The organism is Pseudoxanthomonas sp. YR558, assembly GCF_900116385.1.
In the GTDB taxonomy this organism is placed as follows: domain Bacteria; phylum Pseudomonadota; class Gammaproteobacteria; order Xanthomonadales; family Xanthomonadaceae; genus Pseudoxanthomonas_A.
The window spans coordinates 657,359-678,599 of the sequence record NZ_FPCI01000002.1; the positions used below are offsets into that span (position 1 = coordinate 657,359).

Consider the following 21,241-nt stretch of genomic DNA (forward strand, 5'->3'; position numbering starts at 1 on the left):
AGAAAGAAGACGTGGCGCACAGCGCCGCGCGTACATGCATTTACGTGTTGCTGCATCTTCTCTTTATGTCATCTCTGCCTCTACTCTCCGCGAAGGGGCGAGGTGCGGACGTGCGCCGAGCAAGGATGGAATGCGACGGCCATGATGGCTGTCCAAAGGGGCAGGAAGATGCGCAAGCAGGGGAAGGCGGCCATGCTGGCCGGGTTTGTTCTGTTGTTCGCGGTGCCGGCAGCGGCCGCCATCGAAGCCATCAGCTACGGCGAGCAGGTCATCGGACCGCAGAAGCACGCCATCCATATCAAGGCGCTCGGCCCGGACTTGTTCGGTGAAGAAATCAGCACCTACACGGGCGGTGTTTCGTTCTCGCAGACCGACCTTTCACTGCCCGGCAACGATGCCCTTCCGGTCGCGTTGAGGCGCCGCCTCATCGTGGATGGCAACAAGTCGCCTAGTTACAACAACGACGAAAACCTGTGGCGCGGTTATCCGTTTGGCGAGTGGGATCTGGATCTGCCATACCTTACCGGCACCTACACAGAGACTCAGGGTTGGGTCGTCAATACGGCTACGCCGCAGGCGCGGTGTTCGTCACCGACGACGTACAACCAGTTCCGTCCCAGCGACGTGCTGATCGCTGGTTACGTCAACTTTGCCAGCTACAGTTTCTGGAACGGTCTCCAGCTCAATATCCCCGGTGGAGGTGAAGATCAGTTGCTCTACCGGCCGGCGGGTGGCACCTTGCCGGCGCCGACCACCGGCAGTTGGACGGCGTTGACGACGAAGAGTCAATGGCACTTCGGGTGTCTGGCTACGCTGCAGAGCGGGCAGGCGGGTGAGGGCTTTCTGGCGCTGGCTCCAGATGGCACCCGTTACTGGTTCGACTGGATGGTCAGCTACGCCGAGCGCCCCATGCGTGGCTCCGCATACATCCAGAACACGAGCACGACCCAGCGCATTGAGGCTGAAATTGGTCGCCGTGTGTATCGCCTGTATCCGACACGCGTCGAAGACCGCTTTGGGAACTACGTGACTTACACGTGGTCCGGAACCAATCTAACTTCAATCAGTGCAAGCGATGGCCGTGCCATCAGCCTTAGCTACAGTGGGGGGCGCATCGCCTCCGCTACCGCAGGCACGCGCACCTTCCAGTATGGCTACGCCGACGGCCTGCTGACGTCGGTCACTCAGCCAGACGGCAGCAGCTGGGGCTTTTCAACCAGCGCGATGGTCGATCTACGCCGGTTCGTGCCGCTGACGACCGATACCTTCGACTACCCGATCACGTGTCAGCTGATGCGGTCACTGGCGGGCATCGAAGCCGATCTCACGATGACCCACCCGTCGGGTGCGCAAGGCGTTTATCGCCTGGGCTACAACCGGCTTTATCGCTCCAACCTCGATGGTGCGAACAGTTTCTGCGGCGAAGTCAGCGCGCCGGACGGCGTCCAGATCACCTGGCGTGAACGCCAACCGCTGGTCCCCATGCGATACGACGTGTTGGCCGTCAAGCGCAAGACCTTGTCGGGCCCGGGCCTGCCAGCGAATCAGACCTGGCAGTTCCAGCATCTGGACACTTTCCAGAACAAGGTGCCAGAGGGCTATGCGATCAACGGCACTCGCACGGTCACCTCCACCCGGCCGGACGGCAGCACAGTGGTGGAAGTGTTCGGCACGGATGCGCTAGTCAACGAAGCGCAGTTGCTGAGCCGGGAAGTGCGCGAGGGGTCGACCGTCCTAACGCGTCAGGAGAACACCTATCTGCAGACCTCCCAGATCGGGACCATGCCCTTCCCGGACTGGATGGGCGAGTCGTTGGCGTACGAGTACATAAGGGGGCGCAGCGAGTACAACCGTCCGCTGCTGTCTTCGAAAGTCACGCAGCAGGGGGCCTCGTTCTTCAACACGACGACCGGCTTTGACGTACTCGTGAGGCCGACCCAGGCGACCCAACGCAGCGAGCTGGTGACGCCCGGGGTGACCTCCTACAGCCAGACGGTCGCGACCGTGTACGAGGACAACACGGCGGCGTGGGTGCTGGGCCAGACGAAACAACGTTCGGTCAACGGGGTCGTCGCCGAAGCGACAACCTACAGCCCGACATCGGCGCTACCGCTGACGAAGTCGGCGTTCGGCAAGTTGCAACAGACGTTCACCTACAACGCCAACGGCACGCTGGCCACCGTCAAGGACGGCAACAACAACGTCATCACGGTGAGCGACTGGCATCGCGGCATTCCGCGGATGATCCAGTATCCGGCCACGCCTGAGGCGCTGTCGGGATCAACGCAGTCCGCGCTCGTCGACAACAACGGCTGGATCACGTCGGTCACCAGCGAGACGGGCGACACGACCTGCTATGGCTACGACAGCATGGGCCGCTTGAACAAGCTCGCGCATCCGTCCGAAACCGCGGTCGGCGCCTGCGACGATCCGGTCACCCAGCCGACCGTGACGTGGAACCCGACCACGCTGCTGTTCGAAAAGGTGGCGGCTGCCGAGTACGGCATTGCTGCGGGTCATTGGCGGCAGACGATCAGCACCGGCAACGCCCGCAAGATCAGCTATTACGATGCCCGCTGGCAGCCGCTGGTGGTCAGGGAGTACGACACCACCAACGTCGCCGGTACGCAGCGTTTTACCCGCTTTACCTACGATCATGACGGTCGTACCACGTTCGCTTCCTACCCTGGTACCACCGATGCACTAGCTAGTGGCATGTGGAGTGAGTACGACGGGCTCGGTCGTGCCAAATCCGTTTCGCAGGACAGTGAGCATGGGCCGCTGACGGCGCTGACGGCTTACGAAAGCCAATTCCGCATCACCACGACCAATCCCCGCTCGGCGTCCGTCACCACGCGTTTCAAGGCCTATGGCAGCCCTTCGACGGACTGGCCTGTGGAAATCGTGCATCCTGAAGGGGCGATCACCGATATCGCGCGCGACGATTTCGGCAAGCCGCTGTCGATCACGCGCCGGAATGCCACCGGTAGCCTGCTGGTGACGCGTACGTACGACTACGACGCCCATCAGCAGCTGTGCCGCAGTGTGGAGCCCGAGACCGGCGCCACGTTGATGGGCTACGACGGCGCGGGCAACCTGACATGGTCGGCCGCGGGTGTGGCGGCGACGCTGGGCTGCGCCGATGCGTCCAACGCCGCTGTGTTGGCCCGCAAGGTCTCCCGTACTTACGACGCCCGCAACCGCGTCGCATCCCTGGCGTTCCCCAGCCCTGGCTTGGGCAACACGGCCTTCACCTACTTCAAGGACGGCAAGCAGGCCTCGTTGACCACCGCTAATGGCACCGGTCTGGGTGTCACCAACACTTACAGCTACACGCACCGCGGCCAGTTGGTCAGCGAGCGCCAGCAGTGGGGCAGTGTTGACCTGACGGTGGGGTACAGCTACGACGGCAACGGCACACTGTCGGCCACGGCAGCGCCCGGGCTGACCGTAGGGTATGCACCGAATGCGCTCGGCCAGGCGACCCAGGCGGGCAGCTACGCCACCGGTGTGCAGTACTACCCCAATGGCGGCATCAAGCAGTTCACCTATGGCAACGGCATCGTGCATTCGATGGCGCAGAACGCGCGCCAGCTGCCCAGTCGCGTGATCGACAGCGGCGGCGTGCTCGACAACGAGTACGCCTACGACCGCAACGGCAACGTGCAATCGATCCTCGACTGGCGGGACGGCAACCAGAACCGCGCGATGACCTACGACGGTCTGGACCGCCTGCTGACGGCCAGTTCGCCGGCGTTCGCGGCCAGCGGTGGCGGACAGGTGCACCAGTTCGCCTACAACGTGTTGGACAACCTGACCTCCTGGACCCGCACCGGTGCGAAGGACTACGCCGAGTACGTCTACACGAACAACCGCCTGACCAACATCAAGAACTCGGCCGGCGCCACTATCGTGGGCCTGGACTACGACGTGCAGGGCAACCTGACCAACAAGAACGGCCAGGCCTACAGCTTCGATTACGGTAACCGTCTGCGCGATGCGCCGGGCAACAGCACCTACGCTTACGATGGCCTGGGTCGGCGTGTGCTGGATCGCACCACGGCCGACAAACACAGCCTGTACAGCCAGTCGGGTCAGTTGCTGTACGAGAACGACCTGCGCCAGGCCAAGACCACGCGGTACGTCTACCTGGGCGGCAGCCTGGTGGCGCGCGTGGTGAATTCCACAGCGCCTGCCACGCCGCTGGTGACCGCACCTTCGTTCAACACGACGGGCAGTTACACCGTCAGTTGGACCGCGTCAGCCGGGGCGACGGGTTACCAGGTGGAAGAAGCGGTGTCCGGTGGCGCCTGGACATCCGCTTACAGCGGCACCGGCTTGAGCCTGGCGGTGTCGGGCAAGCCGGCCGGTAATTATGGCTATCGCGTGCGCGCCTGCCTCAATGCAGGTTGCAGTGCGTGGAGCACGACCGCCGCGGTGGCCGTTCAGTACCCACCCGCTACCGCACCGGCACTGAGTGCGCCGACGACGGCGGCGGGCGGCAACTATGCGGTCAGCTGGACCGCGCTCGGCGGTATTACGGAGTACAGGCTGCAAGTCGCCGTCAATGGGGGGGCGTGGGGCGCTGCCTATACGGGCACGGCTTTGAGCCAGTCCTACAGCGGTCAGGCTGCGGGTTCGTATGCCTACCGTGTGCAGGCGTGCAACCCCGCGGGCTGTGGACCCTACTCGACCACCGTCACGGTGCAGTCGGTGCACGCGCCTGCTTCGGCGCCGTCGCTGAGCGTTCCGGCCGTTGGCGCGGAGGGAAATTTCACGGTCAGTTGGACGGGCGTCAGCGGCGCTACCAGCTACACCTTGGAGCGCAGCATCAATGGCGGCGGGTGGGCCAGCGTCTACAGCGGCGCCGGCGGCAGCGTGAGCTACAGCGCGCAAGCCGCGGGGACCTATGCGTTCCGCGTGTCGGCGTGCAACGCGGCCGGTTGCGGTCCGCAGTCGGCGGTCGGCACGGTGCAGGCGATCTATGCGCCGACGGCTACACCCACCATTAGTGTTCCCGCGCTGGGTGCCAATGGGGCCTATGCGGTTGGCTGGTCCGCAGTCGGCGGGGCGAACGCCTACACGCTGGAGCGCAGCGACAACGGCGGCGCATGGACCGCGGTCTACAACGGTGCGGGCACAGGGCAAAGCTACAGCGGGCAGGCAGCGGGTAGTTACGCGTTCCGGGTGAAGGGCTGCAATGCGGCCGGCTGCGGGCCGTACTCGGCGACGGGCACGGTGCAGGTGCTCTACGCACCGGCAAGCGCACCGGGCGTATCCGCGCCTGCCAGCAACGGCACAGGCAGTTACACCGTCAGCTGGAGCGCTGTGGGTGGCGCGACCAGCTATCAGTTGCAGGAGCAGGTGAGCGGTGGCGGTTGGAGCACGTTGTACAACGGCGCTGCAGCCTCTGTTGGCATAGCGGGTCGCGCGCCCGCCACCTACGGTTATCGTGCGATCGCCTGCAATGCAGCGGGATGCGGACCGTATTCGGGAACGGCGAATACCGTGGTGTCCTACGTTCCAGCCGTACCGACCGGACTCAGCGGTTGGAAGGAGCGGGACGAGAATTCCCAGCCCGCGGTGACGTACTGGTACGTCGCATGGAATGCCTCGACGGGCGCCACGTACTACGACGTGGAGATGAAGGTGGGGACGGGGGCGAGATCGCCGCTGTACAGCGGACCGAACGCCTTCGTATCGGGAACAGGCATCGGCACGCGGCAGTACTGGGTACGCGCCTGCAATGCCGTCGGTTGCTCGGCCTGGTCCAGCCCCTACACGCTCTAAGGAGAAGAAGACATGGAACGGTATCTCCTTCGCATGGTGGTGGTCCTGGCGGTGTGGCTCGCCGTCGCGTCAGTAGCGTCGGCGCAGACGGCCGTGGAGTACATCCACACCGACGCACTGGGCACGCCGGTCGCGGTGACCAACAGCGCCGGTGCGGTGATCGAACGCAGTGTGTACGAGCCCTATGGGCAATTGATCAACCGGCCGCTGACGGATGGGCCGGGGTTCACCGGGCATGTGCAGGATGCGGCGACCGGGCTGACGTATATGCAGCAGCGGTATTACGATCCGACTGTAGCGCGATTTCTCTCCAATGATCCTGTCACTGCCTATGACAATCCGATCTCCGGATTCAATCGCTATAGATATGCAGCAAACAACCCATATCGATTCGTTGATCCAGATGGGAGGATCGATTGGGAGGCGTTGGGGGATTCTTTCAAGATCGAAATAGCTTTGGGCGCCTCACTTGAAGCGAAAGTGAAGATTGGCCCGGTAAAAGTTTCGTTGGGTGCAGGATCTGCCACTTACGGTGGTGGAGCGACTCTGGCTCCCGATGTTTATGCGTTTGAGGAGGTTGCTGGCCCGTCAGCAGCTATCGAGATGGGTAACTATGCTGCTGGGTATGTAGGCTCATCCGAGCGCTCATATCAAGGAAGAAATGGTCAGGTTTACAGTGAAGAATCGAGCCCAGGCGGTGGCGTACTTGGAAGGAAGAGTGCAGAACTCAGTGCGAATGAAGAAGGCGCGGAATTGTCAGGTTCGGTTGGCGCTGTGATCATTAAGGCAACCGGTTCGATAGATCTTGGAAAAGCAGTGAAGGCGCTCACTGGATCCGGCAAGCAGGATGAATCCCCCAAAGGTAGTGGCGATCATCAGTTAGAGGTCAAGTCGCCACACAAGGAGAAGCGGTGCTATGACGCAAAAAACTGTTGAAATGTTGGTAAATGAGTATAGATTTTCATCGTGCGCAGCATCGACGGCTCTAATATTGGCAATCTTCGCGCTAGCCGCAGTTGGTTTTGATTATTATGCGAAAGAGAGTTCCGTCAATCCGCATATTGAGTATTTAGTTGGCATATTACTTGGAGGAACGTTAATTTTGTCCCTTGCCAGTATGGTGCTCAGCACATACCACGTTGTTAGGGCTAGAGGACGTCTATCCGATTGGTTTCCTTTCTTGCTGATTACGTGGGCTCTTCCTTACGTCGGAATATCCATATACCTTGGAGGAGCGAATATCGTTAATTTTTTTTTCGCGAAGGCAAGTAAGAACCGAGGGTAAAGGTTATGGCTTATGGGCCCTGGCGCGCGGAGGAGATGATGAGTCATAGGCTATCGGCGTACCGGCCAAGCGGACCTGCATCTTTATTGGCAATCCGCCCGAACGTTCCGGCACGCTGCTGATCGATCACGTCGACGATCTCCGCAATGCGGTCCGTGTCGTCAAGCAGCGGCATTCGTTCGACATCATCGCGTGGATGGTTCTACCCGATCACATGCACGTCGTCTGGGCACTTCCAACGGGTGATGGCGACTGCGCTACGCGCTGGTTGACGGTCGCAGACGGCGTACGGCGTTGGGGTTCACTTCGTTCACCCCAACCTAGGTGGATGGGGCGAACGCTTGAAGGCGCCTAGCTCTTCATCGTTCCCGATTCCAACCACCGCTGGTGCCACGACAGCGCCTCGGGTAGCAGGTGTGGGGTGTGCTTGCCGTAGCTGTGGTGCAGGGCGCGGTCGACGTAGTCCTGCAGCGCGTCGCGGTAGTCAGGGTGGCTGCAATTGTCGATCAGCGTGCGGGCGCGCTGCTTGGGGGTGAGGCCGCGCAGGTCGGCCAGGCCTTGTTCGGTGACGATGACCGAGACGTCGTGTTCGGTGTGGTCCACGTGGCTGACCATCGGCACCAGCGCGGAGATGCTGCCGCCTTTCGCAGTGCTGGGGCTGAGGAACACCGACATGAAACCGTTGCGGGCGAAGTCGCCCGAGCCGCCGATGCCGTTCTGGATGCGGCTGCCCATCACGTGGGTGGAATTGACGTTGCCGTAGAGGTCGGCCTCGATCATGCCGTTCATGCCGATGCAGCCGAGCCGGCGGACCAGTTCCGGATGGTTCGACATCTCCTGCGTGCGCAGGATGATGCGCTCGCGGTAGAAGGTGATGTCGCGCTTGAACACCTCGTTCGCCTCCGGGCTCAATGCGAAGCCGGTGCACGAAGCGACATCCAGCACGCCATCGCGCAGCAGGTCGAGCATGCCGTCCTGGATGACCTCGGTGAACGCCGTGAGGCCGCGGAAACCGCTCTTCGCCAGCCCCGCCAGCACGGCGTTGGGAATGTTGCCCACGCCCGACTGCAGCGGCAGCAGGTTCGCCGGCAGGCGGCCCTGCGCGACTTCGTGCTTGAGGAACGCGATCAGGTGCGCGGCGATGCGCTCGCTGGTCGCGTCGATCGGACTGAACGGGCTGTTGCGGTCGGGGCCGTGCGTGCGCACGACGGCGACGATCTTGTCGGGATCGCAATGCAGCGCGGTATCGCCGATGCGGTCCTGCACGTGTTCCAGCGGGATCGGCTTGCGGTGCGGCGGAAGGGCGGTGCCGTAGTAGATGTCGTGCATGCCCTCCAGGCCGGCCGGCTGCCAGTCGTTGACCTCGACGATCACCTTCTTCGCCAGGTCCAGCCACGTCTTGTTGTTGCCGACCGAGGTCGAGGGCACCAGCGTGCCGTCTTCGCGGATCGCCGAGACTTCCACCACGGCCGTATCGATGGGCCCGTAGAAGCCGAACCACACGTGCTGCGCGACGTGGCTGAGGTGGATGTCGATGTAGTCCAGGGTGCCGTCGTTGATCCGCTTGCGCGCGTCCGGGTCGCTCTGGAACGGCATGCGCAGCGCGATGGCATCGGCCTTCGCGAGTGCGCCGTCGAGTTCCGGCGCGGTGGAGGCGCCGGTCATCAGCTTGATCTGGAACGGCTGGCCCGCCGCGTGCGCGTGTCCGATGCGGGCGGCGAGGGCGAGCGGCACCGCCTTCGGATAGCCCGAACCGGTGAAGCCGCTCATCGCGACGGTCTCGCCGGGCTGGATCAGCGCGGCGGCGGCCTCCGGCGTGGTCAGGCGGTCGCGCAGGGCGACGTTGCGGATGCGGTCTTCGGACATGGGAGGGAAGGCTGGCGCGAAACGGACATTATCGAGTCCGGGGTCGGCTTCCAGCATACGACCATCGTGGAACGCCGGAATTGCGGTGGATCAATGCCCGCCGCGGGCCATCCACGGCGGCCGCTGTTTCGCGGCACGGCGAAACGCCGGGCAATCCTCGCGATGCGCGCCGGGCAGGTAGCCCAGGCTCATCAGGAATTCATTGGTGATCTCGCCGCCGGTGAAGCGGAAGGTCTTCTTGAACAGCTTGACCCACTCGGCCTTGCCCAGCGGGTGGTGGGCATCCAGCCATTCGGCGAATCCGCCGTGGCTGCGGCGCAGGCCCTGGATGACCTGGGCGTTGTGGATGGCCGCTTCGATCTTCAGGCGGTTGCGGATGATGCCGGCGTCGGCCATCAGCCGCGCACGGTCGCGTTCGCCGTACCTGGCGACCTTGTCGACGCTGAAGCCACTGTAGGCCGCGCGGAAACCCTCGCGTTTGCGCAGCATGGTTTCCCAACTCAGGCCGGCCTGGTTGATCTCCAGCAGCAGGCGTTCGAACAGCACCGCTTCCTCGCGCTGCGGGAAGCCGTATTCGTGGTCGTGGTAGGGGCCGTGCAGTGGATGGCCGTGGGCGACGTCGCAATAGCCGGACATAGGGAAGGCGAGAAGGGGGACAGCGCATTCTAGGCGGCATCGCGGACCGTTCCTGTCCGCAGGGGCGCGCCCGTGCGCGGCGGGCTAGAATGACGGCCATGCAAGACGTCGCCACGCCCCTGGCCAACCAGCTGCTGATCGCGTCGCCGGCGCTGTCGGACCCGAACTTCGCCCGCAGCGTGGCCCTGATCTGCCAGCACGACGACGAAGGCGCGATGGGCGTGGTGGTGAACCGGCCTTCCGAGTACACGCTGGGCGAAGTGCTGCGGCAGATGAACCTGCAAGCGCAGGACCCCCAGCTGGCCGGGCAGGTCGTCCTTGCCGGCGGCCCGGTGCACCCGGAGCGCGGCTTCGTGCTGCACGACGGCCTGCGTGCCTGGGAGTCGACGATGGAAGTCGCCGACGGCCTTTACCTGACGACCTCCCGCGACATCCTGGAAGCGATGGCGGCCGGCGACGGCCCCGCGCATGCGATCGTCGCGCTCGGCTGCGCGGGTTGGGGTGCCGGGCAACTGGAATACGAACTGGGCGAGAACAGCTGGCTGACCGCGCCCGCGGACGCCGAGCTGCTGTTCGCGCTGCCGCTGGAGCGGCGCTGGCAGGCGGCCGGCCAGCGGATCGGCGTGGACATGACGCGGCTGACCGATTACAGCGGCCACGCATGAGCCTGCGCGCGCCCTTGCCGACGCGTTCTCCACGGCCGCGGGTGCAGGATGGGATGCGTTTTTCCGAACGGAGGCAGGTGGCATGAAGCTGGACGGCACCGTACTGGGATTCGACGTGGGCGCCCGCCGCATCGGCGTGGCGGTGGGCAGCGCCTTCGGCACCGGCGCACGCGCGCTGGCCGTGATCGACGTGCATGGCCACGGCCCCGACTGGCCGGCCATCGACAAGCTGCATGCCGAATGGAAACCCGACGGCCTCGTGGTCGGCGACCCCATGACGCTCGATGGCGGCGACCAGCCGATCCGCAAGCGCGCCCATGCCTTCGCGCGCGAACTGCGCGTGCGCTACAACCTGCCGGTGGTGCTGGTGGACGAGCGCACCAGTTCCGTCGAAGCCTCGCAACGTTTCGCGCAGGACCGTGCCGAAGGCCGCAAGCGCCGCCGCGATGCCGCGGCGCTGGATGCCGTCGCCGCGGCCGTCATCATCGAACGCTGGCTGGCCGCGCCGCACGACGCGACCCAGCTGACCTGACTTCCCTCACACGACGCCCCATGACCCCACAACTCGATTCGGATGGACGCCTGCGGCACCTGCTGACCCTGGAAGGGTTGCCCCGCGAAACCCTGTGCCGGTTGATCGACCGCGCCGGCCAGATCCGCGATGCGGCGCTCGGGCGCACGCCGCGACGTACGGTGCTCGACGGCACCACGGTCTGCACGCTGTTCTTCGAACCGTCCACCCGCACCCGCAGCTCGTTCCACATCGCCGCGCAGCGGCTGGGCGCGGACGTGCTGAACTTCGACGCGTCCACCTCGTCCACACGCAAGGGCGAAACCGCGCGCGACACGCTGCGCAACCTGGAAGCGATGGGCGTGCGCGGCTTCATCGTCCGCCACGCGGATGACGGCGCGGTCGCCGCGCTGGCCGCCGAGGCGGGCGAGGGCACGGCACTGATCAACGCCGGCGACGGACGCAGCGCGCATCCCACCCAGGGCTTGCTGGACGTGCTGACGCTGCGCCAGGCGAAGGGGCCGGACTTCTCGAAAATGAAGGTGCTGATCGTCGGCGACGTGAAGCACTCGCGGGTGGCGCGCTCGGACCTGCACGCATTGCGCACGCTGGGCGCGGGCGAGATCCGCGTGTGCGGCCCGCAGTCGCTGCTGCCGGACGACGGCACGCTGGCCGGCTGCGAGGTCGGCCAGGATTTCGACGCCATGCTCGACGGCGTGGACGCGGTGATGATGCTGCGCCTGCAACGCGAGCGCATGGAGGAAGGGCTGGTGGCCTCGCTGGAGGATTACCACCGCGACTACGGCCTCGACGCCACCCGCCTGACCCGCGCGGCGAAGGATGCGGTGGTGCTGCATCCCGGCCCGATCAACCGCGGCGTGGAGATCACCGACGAAGTCGCCGACGGTCCGCAATCGCTGGTGCTGCGCCAGGTGAGCAACGGCGTGGCCGTGCGCATGGCAGTGCTGGAGACGCTGCTGGGCTGAGGCACCGTCGCGCCGAGGTCATTCCTCGGCGGCGACGATGCGGTCCTTGCCGGCCTGCTTGGCCTGGTACATGGCGCGGTCGGCGCGCGCGAGCAGTTCGTCCTGCGATTCGCCCGGCCGCCAGCGCGCGACGCCGGCGCTGAAGGTCACCATCACGCCGCGCCCATCGTGGATCAGCGGCTTGTGGGCCAGCCGGCCGCGCAGGCGTTCCAGCGTGCCGGTGGCTTCCAGGAAACTGGTATCGGGCAGCAGCAGCACGAATTCTTCGCCGCCGAAGCGCGCGATCGCATCGCTCGCGCGCAGCGTGGCGCGCGCCATCACCACCACGTGGCACAGCGCGGCGTCGCCGCCGAGGTGGCCGTGCGCGGCGTTGATGTGGCGGAAGTCGTCCAGGTCCAGCATCGCCAGGCTCAGGGTCTGGCCGCTGCGCAGGGCGCGGACGGATTCGCGCTTGAACAGTTCGTCGAAGCCGCGGCGGTTCAATGCATCCGTCAGCTGGTCGACGCGGACCAGTTCGGAGACCGATTGCAGTTCCACTTCCAGGTCGGCGACGCGTTGTTCGGCGGCTTCCACCTCGCGGCGTGCCTCGATCAGGCTGTCGCGCGCACGCAGCGCCTGCGCCTGCACGTCGGCCGTGTCCTGCAGGATGTCTTCCATGCGCTTGCCGAGTTCGGCGATGCTGCGGCTCTCGCGGATGGCCTGCGCGTGGAAGGTGATGCGGTCGTGGTACTCGCCGGTGCTGCTGGCCATGCCGTCGAGGCGTTCGACGAAGGTGACCATCATGTCCTTCATCGAGGCTTTCGACTCGGCCAGCCCCTGCTTCAGCAGGCCCTGCTTGTAGATCACCTCGCGCAGGCCGGCGCGGGTCTGCTCCAGCGAGGTGCGGTCGAGCGGACCGGCCAGCAGCTGGCGCACCGCGCCGATCTGGTCCTGCAGCCAGCTGCCGTCCTCGATCAGTTCGCCGACGTTCTCCAGCAGCAGGTCGAACAGGCTGCGCATCAGTTCCTGCGCGTCGTTGACTTCGTGCGTACGCAGGCCGACCTGCAGGCAGAGTTCCTTCAGGTCCGCGCCGAGCGGGTCCAGCGCCTGCGCCGGTTGCCATTGGCGGACGCGGTCGGCCAGGGCATGCGCCTGCGGCAGCAGGGCGGCGTCGTCGCGCAGCAGGTGCTCGATGCCGCCCGCGAGCAACTGGTGCAGCAGGTCGCGCAATTGCTCGGCTTCGCCGGACAACGGCTCGTCCAGGATCGTGCGGATGTACTTGTCGATGAGCTGGCGCATCGCGCGGCCATAGCGTGGCCAATCGCCGTCGGCATGCGCGGACTGCAGGCGTTCGCCCATGCCCTGCAGTTCGCCCGGCAGGCCGGCGACGCCGTACGCGAAGGCGGAGAGCAGGGCGGCGGGTTCTTCCGCATGGGCGAACAGGGCCTGCAACTGCGCGCTGCTGATCGCAGGTCGCGAACGGGCCGTGCCCGTCGTGGTGAGCTCGTGCGATGAGGATTCGGTGGCCTCGCGACGGCGCGACCAAAACCGGCGGAGGCCGCCAGAAATTCCGGAGTTGTCGTCGGCTGCGTCAGCCATCGGAAGTCGCTCGCACGGCCATGGGCGGATGCCCGTCAGCCACCAGGGGATGCCGGGTTATCGGCCGGGATCGGCGGCGGTTGAGGGTGCGATGGCGTCCGGGGCCCGCGGCGTCGGCGAAGCGTGACCGGGGCCGCGGCTCAGTCGGCGGGCGGGAAGCGGGCCAGGGCTTCTTCGATGATGGCCAACTGGCCGGCGGCTTCCGCATTGCCGGCCGCGGCGGCCTGCCGCACCTGGGCCAGATCGGGGTGGCTGACGATCAGCAGCAGGTTGCCGCAGGTGGGGCACGCGTAGTCGGTGACGGCGTCGTGCAGCTCCATCGCCATGCCGCGGCTATCGCCTTCCCAGCCGCAGGGGCAGGCCAGCGGGCGTTCGCGCCAGCCGTCGGCGAAATAGTCTTCGACCAGTTCCGCCATGCTCAGCGGCCCCGGCGCTGGGCGAACAGCCAGTCCCACATCGGGGCGTAGGCGTAGGTCGCATCCCAGCTGTTGTGGTTGGCGTCGGGGAACTCGGTGTAGCGCGCGTCGCGCGCGCCGACGGCCTTCAGCGCGGCATCCATGCGGCGCGACTGCGAGGGCGGCACCACGTCGTCCTTGCCGCCGTGGAAGATCCACACCGGCACGTCCTTCAGGCGCTGCGCGGTGGCGGCGAACGGGTCGGCCGCGTTGCCCACCGTGCGCGCGCGCAGGCCGGGCCGCGCGTCGGTCCAGTCCACGGTGACGCCGCCGCAGATCGGCACCAGGGCGGCGAAGCGGGTGGGCTGCTGGAGTGCGAGTTCCCAGGTGCCATAGCCGCCCATCGACATGCCGGTGAGATAGACGCGCGCCGGGTCGCCCTTGAACTCGCGCATCGCCGCCTCGAGTGTGGCGAAGGCGATCGGGCCCGCGTCTTCGGTCCATTCGGTGTCGTCCGGCGCCTGCGGGAATACCACCAGCCCCGGGAAGTCCGCCGCGTGCTGGCGCAGGTACGGCCCGAGCCCCGCCATCGTCTGCTTCACGCCGTCGCTGCCGCGCTCGCCGGAGCCGTTGAGGAAGAGCACGGTGGGCACCGCCCCCGAACGGAAGCGCGAGGCGGGCACGAAGACCTGGTAGCGGTAGGTCTTGCCGTTCAACGCGACTTCGCGCGAGACGAACTCGCCGGTGGTCGAGGTGGGGACGGTCTGGCAGGCGCTCATCAGGACCAGCAGCAGGGACGCGAGGGCGAAGCGGAAGGGAAGGCGCATGAAGGCAGGCATCCGGGGGCGACGATGCGCGCAGGATACCCCGTCGTGTTCACGCGCGCGTCCACACCCAGGCGGCCACGGCAACGCCGTGCAGCACCACCATGAGCCAGAACACGACGCGGTAACCGGGCTTGCGCGACTTGTGCCGCAGCAGCTGTTGCGCGACCCATGCGCCGGGCCAGCCGCCGGCGAGTTCGAGCAGATGCAGCGTGGACTCCGGCGTGCGCCATCGCCCCGTCTGCGCCGCATGCTTGTCCAGCGCGTAGACGACGAAGGTGATGGCCGACATCCCGAGCGCCACGAACACCGCTTCGAACGGAAGCCTGTCGCCGCGGATCGCCCAGCCGATGAAGAGCGCGTACAGCACCACCGCTGTCGCACCGACGAGGGGGGAAGCGGGGCGGGGCGTAGCGGCGGCGCGTGCGGCGGGCTTGGCATGGCGCGCGACCGGAACCGTCCGGCGTACCGCCTGTGCGCGCCATTTGCCGTCGGGCTGGCGCTGCGCGGTGAACTTCACCAACTCGCCGACCTCGGGACGACGACCGTCGAGCCGGTAGTCGCGGACGTGGAAGAACACGCGCGCGGGCTCGCCATCGAGCGGGGCGACGAAACCGAAGCCACGGTCGTCGTTCCATTCGCTGACCTTGCCGAGTCGCTCCATGCGCAGGCCTCAGTGCAGCAGGATCAACGTCGCCAGGCCGAGGAAGCAGAAGAAGCCCATCACGTCGGTCACGGCGGTGACGACGACGGTGCCGGCGACGGCGGGGTCGATGTTCATCCGCTTGAGCAGCAGCGGCAGCAGTACGCCAGCGGTGGCGGCGGCGCAGAAGTTGAGTACGAGTGCCATCGCGATCACCAGCGACAGCAACGGGCTGCGGAACCAGACGAAGGCGATCACGCCGACGATGCTGCCGATCAGCACGCCGTTGATCAACGCCACGCGGATTTCCTTCCACAGCAGGATGCGCGCGTTGCTCGCGCCCACCTGGCCCAGCGCGAGGCCGCGCACCATCAGCGTCAGCACCTGCACCGCGGCGTTGCCGCCGATGCCGGCGACGATGGGCATCAGCACGGCGAGCGCGACGATCTTCTCCAGCGTCATCTCGAACTGGCCGATCACGCTGGCGGCCATGAACGCGGTAAACAGGTTGATGCCCAGCCACACCACGCGGCCGCGCACGGCGCGCTTGACCGGCGAGAACAGGTCCTCGTCCTCGTCCAGGCCGGCGGCGCCCAGCGCCTGGTGCTCGGCCTGTTCACGGATGATGTCGACCACGTCGTCGATGGTGATGCGGCCGAGCAGGATGTTGTTGTCGTCCACGACCGGCGCCGACACCCAGTCATGGTCGGAGAACTGGCGCGCCACTTCCTGCGCGCTCTCGCCCACGTCGATGGCCGGCTGCTCGTCGTCGATCAGCCGGTTGATGGGCGTGGTGTCCTCGTGCGTCACGAGCGCGGCCAGGGGCACGCGGCCCAGATACTGGTGGCGGCGGCTGACCACGTACAGGTGGTCGGTGTGGTCCGGCAGTTCGCCGCGCAGGCGCAGGTAGCGCAGCACCACGTCGACGTTGACGTCGGCGCGCACGGTGACCACGTCCGGGTTCATCAGGCGGCCAGCGGTGTCCTCCGCGTACGACAGCACCTGTTCCAGGCGCTCGCGGTTCTCGCGGTCCATCGACTTGAGGACTTCGTCGATGACGGTGTCGGGCAGGTCCTCGACCAGGTCCGCGAGATCGTCGATGTCGAGGTCCTCGACCGCGGCGACGATCTCGTCGGTGTCCATGTCCGCCAGCAGGCTTTCGCGCACCTCGTCGCCGACGTGCACCAGCACCTCGCCGTCGTCTTCCGGATCGACCAGGCCCCAGACGACTTCGCGCTTGCCCGGCGGCAGCGATTCCAGCAGGTTGCCGATCTCCGCGGGCGACAAGGTGTTGACCAACCGACGCACGGGCCCCAGCCGACCGCTGTCGAGCGCGTCGGAGAGCAGGCGCAACTGGCGTGCGGTCTTGTCGTGGCGGATGGTCTCGACCATTCGGTACTCCGGAATGGGGCCGATCCGTCAGGCGGATGCGACCGGGGCATCAAGCGTTCATTCCGCCATTATCGCCCGGCCTGCGATTTATGGACACCCTGCAGGAAGGGCTGGAACGAAGCGTGGGGTGTGGGAGCGACGTCAGTCGCGATCGACCACCACAGGCGCCCCATCGCGACTGACGTCGCTCCCACAGCGGCAGGGTCAGGTTGCGGTGGCGGCCTTCAACCAGCGCTCGATGCCGGCGCGGTCGCGCGCCTGCAGCAGTTTCGCCGCACGGGCCTGTAGGTCCGATAGGTCGCTCTCGCGGATCGCCTTGCGCAGTTCCAGCAAGGTCGCCGGATGCAGGCTGAACTCGCGCAGGCCCAGGGCCAGCAACATCGGCGCGAGCGTGGCATCGCCGGCGATCTCGCCGCACATCGCCACCGGCACCTTGTGCTCGGCGCCGATGCTGATGACGTGCCGGAGCAGGCGCAGCACACCCGGATGCAGCGGCGAATAGAGTTCGCCCAGCGCTTCGTTGTTGCGATCGGCCGCGAGCAGGTACTGGACGAGGTCGTTGGTGCCGATCGAGACGAAGTCGACCACGTCCACGAAGCCGTGGAAGGCGATCGCGGCCGCGGGTACTTCGATCATCGCGCCGAGTTCGACGTGCTCGGCGACCTCGTGCCCCTGCTTGCGCAGCTGCAGGCCGACGCGGCGCAGGCGCCGGCGCACTTCCAGCAGTTCTTCGCGGCCGCTGACCATCGGCACCAGGATGCGCACCGGGCCGTAGGCCGAGGCGCGCAGGATGGCGCGCAACTGGGTGTCGAACACGTCGGCATGCGCGAGCGACAGCCGCACGCCGCGCAGGCCGAGTGCGGGATTGTCCTCGTCGCCCACCACCAGGCCGGTGCGGTCCGCCTTGTCGGCGCCGAGGTCGAGCGTACGGATCGTCACCGGCCGCCCGCTCATCCCGAGCGCAAGGTCGCGGTAGACCTGGAACTGCTCGTCCTCGCTGGGCAGTTCGCGGCGTTGCAGGAACAGGAACTCGGTGCGGTAAAGACCGACGCCGGCGGCGCCTAGCGCATGCGCATTGGCGACGTCTTCCAGCGATTCCGCATTGGCCCACAGCGCGATGTCGACACCGTCGCGGGTCCGGCTGGGCTTGGAGCGCAGGCGGCCGAGCTCGCGTGCTTCGCGTGCAGCGTCGCGCAACCGTTCGCGGTAGCGGCGCAGGTCGTCCGGGTCGGGGTTGACCACGACTTCGCCGGTGCTGCCATCCACCAGCAGCACGTCGCCGTCGTTGATGCGTTGCAGGGCCTGCGCGTTGCCCACCACCAGTGGCAGGTGCAGGCTGCGCGCAAGGATGGCGCTGTGCGACAGCGCGCTGCCCGCGGCCGTGACCACGGCGACGACGCCCTGTTGCTGGAGCTCCGCCAATTCCGACGGCGCCACGTTGTCGCTGACCAGGATTTCGCCCGCCACGCCGGGCGTATCGGTCGCGCGCTGGTGCAGGTGCGCGTGGATGCGGCCGATCACATGGTCGAGATCGTCCATGCGGCTCTTGAGGTACGCGTCGTCCATGCCGTCGAACACGGCGGCCAGCCGGTCGCGTTGCAGGCGCAGGGCGTAATCGGCGGCGTAACGGCCGGTGCGGATCAGTTGATCCAGGCCGTGCAGCAGTTCGGGGTCGTCGAGCAGCAGCGCGTGCAGGTCGAGGAACTCGCCGACCTCTTTGGCCAACGCACCATGCAGGCGTGCGCGCAGGCTGTGCATCTCGCGGCGGGTGGCGTCGACAGCCTCGTGCAGCCGCGCCAGTTCATCGTCGATCTGGTCCTGGCGGATGCGCTGCTCGGCGACCTCCAGGACATGCGGCAGCCTGACCCGGGCGCGTCCCAGCGCGCTGCCGCGCGACGCTCCATGGCCCGGCAGCAGCGCCCTCAACTCAGGCGTCCTCGTCGAATCGTCGCTCGAACAGCGAGACGACTTCCTGCATCGCAGCGGCTTCGTCCTCGCCCTCGATGCGGACGGTCACCGGGGTCCCCTGGCCGGCGGCCAGCAGCATGACGCCCATGATGCTCTTGGCGTTCACCTCGCGGCCCTTGGCCGCCAGCGTGGCGTTGCAGCGGAAACCGGACAGCGTCTGCACGAGTTTGGCGGTCGCGCGCGCGTGCAGGCCCAGGCGGTTTGAAATGGTGAGTTCGCGCTCAAGCATCGTCGTGAATGACTCCATTGCGTGCGCCGGCGGCAGCGGTCGCCGGCAGTTCGTCCAGTCCCTGTTCCGAATAATTCATCACCCGCAGCAGCATCGGCAGGCTCAGCGCGGAAACGCGCCGGACCGGCGTCCCCAGGCGGGCCAGTTTGGCCGCCAGGTTGCTGGGGCTGGCCCCGTACAGGTCGGTCAGCACCAGCACGCCGTCGCCGCCGTCCACGCGCCGGAGCGCGGCGGAAGCCTGCGGGAGCAGCGCCTCCAGGTCGGCATCGAACGGCACCTCGAAGGCCTCCGCCTTCAGGGGCAGTTGCCGCAACAGCGCCGTGGCGACGGCGAGGATCGCCGCACCCACGCCGGGATGAGTCACAAGAAGAATGCCACAGGCCATGCAGGAACGTTAACAGACCGACATGACGCGCTGGAAGCCGCGCGGATGGAACGATGCGGCGCCCGGTTCGGGCGTCAGTCCGTCTCCGGTCAGTCCTGCTCTCGCTAGTCCAGTTCCCGGTGGAAGGTGGCCACTTCCTCCCAGCCCTGCTCGCGCGCATGGCGGGCGAGCGTCTCGGCCAGGTAGACCGAGCGGTGCTTGCCGCCCGTGCAGCCGAAGGCGATGGTCACGTAACTACGGGTCTCGCCGCGCAGGCGCGGCAGCCAGGTGTCCAGGAAGCCGCTCACCTGGCCGACGTATTCGGCGACCTCCGGTTGCGCGTCCAGGAACGCCCGCACCTTCGGGTCGCGGCCAGCGTACGGGCGCAGGTCCGGGTTCCAGTGCGGGTTGGGCAGCACGCGGGCATCGAACACGAAGTCGGCATCGGCCGGCACGCCGCGCTTGTAGGCGAAGGATTCGAACAGCAGCGACAGCTGCGCGCTCTTGTTGAAGGCGAACTCGGCGATGATCCGGCGCCGCAACTGGTGCACGTTGAGCTGGCTGGTGTCGATGATGACATCGGCTTCGCCGCGCAACGGCTCGACGATGGCGCGCTCCTGCCGGATGGCTTCCTGCAGCGACAGGCCGCCATGGCCCAGCGGATGCCGGCGGCGGGTGTCGGAATAGCGCCGCAACAGGACCTCGTCGCTGGCGTCGAAAAAGATCAACCGGCCTTCCAGCCCCAGCTGCGCCAGCGCGGCGCGCCACTGTGCCAACCGGGACAGGTCGCTCTGGCGGCTGCGCACGTCGATGCCGACGGCGATCTTCGGCGGCAGCTCGTCCTCGCGCATCAGGCTGCGCACGAACGAAGGCAGCAGGTCCACCGGCAGATTGTCGACGCAGTAGTAGTCCAGATCCTCGAAGGTCTTCAGCGCAACCGACTTCCCCGAACCGGACAGGCCGCTGACGATGACGACGGTGGGCGCGGGCGGGGCCGGCGTGCCGTGCTCGTCGTGCGCCGGGTCGGCCTGCGGGACGATAGGGTCCGTCATGGTGTGCTGCGCTCGAGCAGGTTGCTGTGGCGCGCAATGAACATCGCGGCGGGGTCGATGCCCTTGGTCCGCAGGATGTGCAAGCGCGTCGCCGCTTCGGTGAGCACGGCCAGGTTGCGGCCGGGCATCACCGGTAGGGTGATCAGCGGCACATCGAGGTCCAGTACGTGCCGCGTGCCGGAGTCGCCGGTCAGCCGCTCGTAGCCGTGCGGGTTGGGCTCGGTCATCGGGCGCGTGAGGTGGACGATCAGGCGCAGGTACTTGTTCTTCTTCACCGCGGTATCGCCGAACATCTCACGCACGTTGAGCACGCCCAGGCCGCGCACTTCCAGCAAGTCCTGCAGCAGCTCGGGGCAGGTGCCGTCCAGCACGTCCGGCGCGATCTGGGTGAATTCGGGCGCGTCATCGGCGACCAGGCGGTGCCCGCGGCTGAGCAGCTCCAGCGCGAGTTCGCTCTTGCCGGATCCGGCTTCGCCGGTGATCAGCACGCCGATCGAATATATCTCCATGAAGACGCCATGCAGCGTCACCCGCGGCGCCAGCGTGCGGGCGAGGTGGTAGGAGATGTGGTTGAGCAGTTCGTGGCCGCGCTTGGGCGAGACCCACAGCGGCGTATCGTTCTCGTTGGCGGCTTCGCGCAGGTCCTCGGGGCAGGACTGGTTCTTGCTGATGACCAGGGCCAGCGGCTTGGCCTGCACGATCTTCTCGATGGTTTCCCAGCGTTGGCGCGAATCCAGCGAGTCGAGCCAGGTCAGCTCTTCCGTGCCGAGGATCTGCACTTTGTTGGGATACACGGCATTGAGATAGCCGGCCAGCGAGGGACGTCGCGAGAGGGTATCGCCGGCTTCCAGCACGCGCTTCTCGCCTTTCTGGCCCGCCAGCCAGCGCAGGACCAGCTTGTCCTTCTGGTGGTCGAACAGTTCGCGGGCGGTGATGCTGGTATTCATCATGCGGAAGCGGCCGGCAGGAAGAGGGCGCCGGTTCGCATGCGGACGGTGGAATCGGCCGGGCCAGTGTAAAGGGCCGGTGCGTGCTTCGCGACCGCAAGGGGCCGCTC

18 protein-coding genes are annotated in these 21,241 nt (G+C 66.6%); 5 read left to right on the forward strand and 13 right to left on the reverse strand.

Translation table 11 applies throughout. The features are described 5' to 3' along the window. Positions 1 to 168: 168 nt before the first annotated feature. Positions 169 to 5,790 carry a hypothetical protein gene (locus tag BM365_RS14640; RefSeq protein ID WP_093490247.1) on the forward strand — a complete coding sequence of 1,874 codons (5,622 nt, stop codon included), beginning with the start codon at positions 169 to 171 and terminating at the stop codon, positions 5,788 to 5,790. Positions 5,791 to 5,802: 12 nt separating this feature from the next. Then, on the forward strand, positions 5,803 to 6,726 hold the full coding sequence (locus tag BM365_RS14645; protein WP_093490248.1) for an RHS repeat-associated core domain-containing protein: 924 nt from the start codon (positions 5,803 to 5,805) through the stop codon (positions 6,724 to 6,726). A gap of 392 nt (positions 6,727 to 7,118) precedes the next feature. On the opposite strand, the gene BM365_RS18270 is transcribed toward BM365_RS14645, so the two are convergent. From BM365_RS18270 to BM365_RS14655, 3 genes are all read right to left on the reverse strand, one after another. Continuing rightward, positions 7,119 to 7,250: a hypothetical protein gene (locus tag BM365_RS18270; RefSeq protein ID WP_255412328.1), complete on the reverse strand. Its 132-nt coding sequence runs from the start codon at positions 7,248 to 7,250 to the stop codon at positions 7,119 to 7,121. Positions 7,251 to 7,426: 176 nt separating this feature from the next. After that, positions 7,427 to 8,941 carry an acetyl-CoA hydrolase/transferase family protein gene (locus BM365_RS14650; RefSeq protein ID WP_093490249.1) on the reverse strand — a complete coding sequence of 505 codons (1,515 nt, stop codon included), beginning with the start codon at positions 8,939 to 8,941 and terminating at the stop codon, positions 7,427 to 7,429. Between the two features lie 90 nt (positions 8,942 to 9,031). Continuing rightward, positions 9,032 to 9,577 carry a DNA-3-methyladenine glycosylase I gene (locus BM365_RS14655; RefSeq protein WP_093490250.1) on the reverse strand — a complete coding sequence of 182 codons (546 nt, stop codon included), beginning with the start codon at positions 9,575 to 9,577 and terminating at the stop codon, positions 9,032 to 9,034. Between the two features lie 98 nt (positions 9,578 to 9,675). On the opposite strand from BM365_RS14655, the gene BM365_RS14660 reads away from it, so the two are divergent. The 3 genes from BM365_RS14660 to BM365_RS14670 all read left to right on the forward strand — a co-directional run bounded on the left by BM365_RS14660 (position 9,676) and on the right by BM365_RS14670 (position 11,739). Then, complete coding sequence (locus BM365_RS14660; protein ID WP_093490251.1) at positions 9,676 to 10,242, forward strand: YqgE/AlgH family protein; 567 nt, start codon at positions 9,676 to 9,678, stop codon at positions 10,240 to 10,242. Between the two features lie 82 nt (positions 10,243 to 10,324). After that, positions 10,325 to 10,774, forward strand: a complete 450-nt coding sequence (gene ruvX, locus BM365_RS14665) for a Holliday junction resolvase RuvX (RefSeq protein ID WP_093490252.1) — start codon at positions 10,325 to 10,327, stop codon at positions 10,772 to 10,774. A 20-nt stretch (positions 10,775 to 10,794) separates the two neighbouring features. After that, complete coding sequence (locus tag BM365_RS14670; RefSeq protein ID WP_093490253.1) at positions 10,795 to 11,739, forward strand: aspartate carbamoyltransferase catalytic subunit; 945 nt, start codon at positions 10,795 to 10,797, stop codon at positions 11,737 to 11,739. 18 nt (positions 11,740 to 11,757) lie between these two features. On the opposite strand, the gene BM365_RS14675 is transcribed toward BM365_RS14670, so the two are convergent. From BM365_RS14675 to hprK, 10 genes are all read right to left on the reverse strand, one after another. Further along, positions 11,758 to 13,317, reverse strand: coding sequence for a GGDEF domain-containing protein (locus tag BM365_RS14675; protein ID WP_093490254.1), 1,560 nt, complete (start codon positions 13,315 to 13,317; stop codon positions 11,758 to 11,760). Between the two features lie 140 nt (positions 13,318 to 13,457). Next, positions 13,458 to 13,733: a hypothetical protein gene (locus BM365_RS14680; RefSeq protein WP_093490255.1), complete on the reverse strand. Its 276-nt coding sequence runs from the start codon at positions 13,731 to 13,733 to the stop codon at positions 13,458 to 13,460. A 2-nt stretch (positions 13,734 to 13,735) separates the two neighbouring features. Further along, positions 13,736 to 14,539, reverse strand: a complete 804-nt coding sequence (locus BM365_RS14685; protein ID WP_233210819.1) for a carboxylesterase family protein — start codon at positions 14,537 to 14,539, stop codon at positions 13,736 to 13,738. A 49-nt stretch (positions 14,540 to 14,588) separates the two neighbouring features. Further along, a complete protein-coding gene (locus BM365_RS14690) occupies positions 14,589 to 15,200 on the reverse strand; it encodes a DUF1294 domain-containing protein (RefSeq protein WP_093490256.1) in 612 nt (203 codons plus the stop codon). 9 nt (positions 15,201 to 15,209) lie between these two features. Beyond that, positions 15,210 to 16,571 carry a magnesium transporter gene (gene mgtE / locus BM365_RS14695; RefSeq protein WP_093490257.1) on the reverse strand — a complete coding sequence of 454 codons (1,362 nt, stop codon included), beginning with the start codon at positions 16,569 to 16,571 and terminating at the stop codon, positions 15,210 to 15,212. Between the two features lie 204 nt (positions 16,572 to 16,775). After that, complete coding sequence (gene ptsP / locus BM365_RS14700; protein WP_093490258.1) at positions 16,776 to 18,497, reverse strand: phosphoenolpyruvate--protein phosphotransferase; 1,722 nt, start codon at positions 18,495 to 18,497, stop codon at positions 16,776 to 16,778. A 1-nt stretch (position 18,498) separates the two neighbouring features. Continuing rightward, positions 18,499 to 18,768: an HPr family phosphocarrier protein gene (locus tag BM365_RS14705; RefSeq protein ID WP_093490259.1), complete on the reverse strand. Its 270-nt coding sequence runs from the start codon at positions 18,766 to 18,768 to the stop codon at positions 18,499 to 18,501. Beyond that, the gene (locus BM365_RS14710) at positions 18,761 to 19,153 is read right to left on the reverse strand and encodes a PTS sugar transporter subunit IIA (protein WP_093490260.1); all 393 of its coding nucleotides are present in this window, start codon (positions 19,151 to 19,153) and stop codon (positions 18,761 to 18,763) included. The genes BM365_RS14705 and BM365_RS14710 overlap by 8 nt, the downstream gene beginning before the upstream one ends. A gap of 104 nt (positions 19,154 to 19,257) precedes the next feature. After that, positions 19,258 to 20,184, reverse strand: coding sequence for an RNase adapter RapZ (gene rapZ, locus BM365_RS14715; RefSeq protein ID WP_093490261.1), 927 nt, complete (start codon positions 20,182 to 20,184; stop codon positions 19,258 to 19,260). Next, positions 20,181 to 21,131, reverse strand: coding sequence for an HPr(Ser) kinase/phosphatase (gene hprK / locus BM365_RS14720; protein ID WP_056878463.1), 951 nt, complete (start codon positions 21,129 to 21,131; stop codon positions 20,181 to 20,183). The genes rapZ and hprK overlap by 4 nt, the downstream gene beginning before the upstream one ends. Positions 21,132 to 21,241: the final 110 nt, after the last annotated feature.

What these genes read in the sequence shown, in the direction of transcription:
- BM365_RS14640 (WP_093490247.1), top strand. Translation starts at nt 169, where the DNA reads ATGCGCAAGCAGGGGAAGGCGGCCATGCTGGCCGGGTTTGTTCTGTTG.
- BM365_RS14645 (WP_093490248.1), top strand. Translation starts at nt 5,803, where the DNA reads ATGGAACGGTATCTCCTTCGCATGGTGGTGGTCCTGGCGGTGTGGCTC.
- BM365_RS18270 (WP_255412328.1), bottom strand. Translation starts at nt 7,250, where the DNA reads ATGCCGCTGCTTGACGACACGGACCGCATTGCGGAGATCGTCGACGTG.
- BM365_RS14650 (WP_093490249.1), bottom strand. Translation starts at nt 8,941, where the DNA reads ATGTCCGAAGACCGCATCCGCAACGTCGCCCTGCGCGACCGCCTGACC.
- BM365_RS14655 (WP_093490250.1), bottom strand. Translation starts at nt 9,577, where the DNA reads ATGTCCGGCTATTGCGACGTCGCCCACGGCCATCCACTGCACGGCCCC.
- BM365_RS14660 (WP_093490251.1), top strand. Translation starts at nt 9,676, where the DNA reads ATGCAAGACGTCGCCACGCCCCTGGCCAACCAGCTGCTGATCGCGTCG.
- ruvX (WP_093490252.1), top strand. Translation starts at nt 10,325, where the DNA reads ATGAAGCTGGACGGCACCGTACTGGGATTCGACGTGGGCGCCCGCCGC.
- BM365_RS14670 (WP_093490253.1), top strand. Translation starts at nt 10,795, where the DNA reads ATGACCCCACAACTCGATTCGGATGGACGCCTGCGGCACCTGCTGACC.
- BM365_RS14675 (WP_093490254.1), bottom strand. Translation starts at nt 13,317, where the DNA reads ATGGCTGACGCAGCCGACGACAACTCCGGAATTTCTGGCGGCCTCCGC.
- BM365_RS14680 (WP_093490255.1), bottom strand. Translation starts at nt 13,733, where the DNA reads ATGGCGGAACTGGTCGAAGACTATTTCGCCGACGGCTGGCGCGAACGC.
- BM365_RS14685 (WP_233210819.1), bottom strand. Translation starts at nt 14,539, where the DNA reads ATGCGCCTTCCCTTCCGCTTCGCCCTCGCGTCCCTGCTGCTGGTCCTG.
- BM365_RS14690 (WP_093490256.1), bottom strand. Translation starts at nt 15,200, where the DNA reads ATGGAGCGACTCGGCAAGGTCAGCGAATGGAACGACGACCGTGGCTTC.
- mgtE (WP_093490257.1), bottom strand. Translation starts at nt 16,571, where the DNA reads ATGGTCGAGACCATCCGCCACGACAAGACCGCACGCCAGTTGCGCCTG.
- BM365_RS14705 (WP_093490259.1), bottom strand. Translation starts at nt 18,768, where the DNA reads ATGCTTGAGCGCGAACTCACCATTTCAAACCGCCTGGGCCTGCACGCG.
- BM365_RS14710 (WP_093490260.1), bottom strand. Translation starts at nt 19,153, where the DNA reads ATGGCCTGTGGCATTCTTCTTGTGACTCATCCCGGCGTGGGTGCGGCG.
- rapZ (WP_093490261.1), bottom strand. Translation starts at nt 20,184, where the DNA reads ATGACGGACCCTATCGTCCCGCAGGCCGACCCGGCGCACGACGAGCAC.
- hprK (WP_056878463.1), bottom strand. Translation starts at nt 21,131, where the DNA reads ATGAATACCAGCATCACCGCCCGCGAACTGTTCGACCACCAGAAGGAC.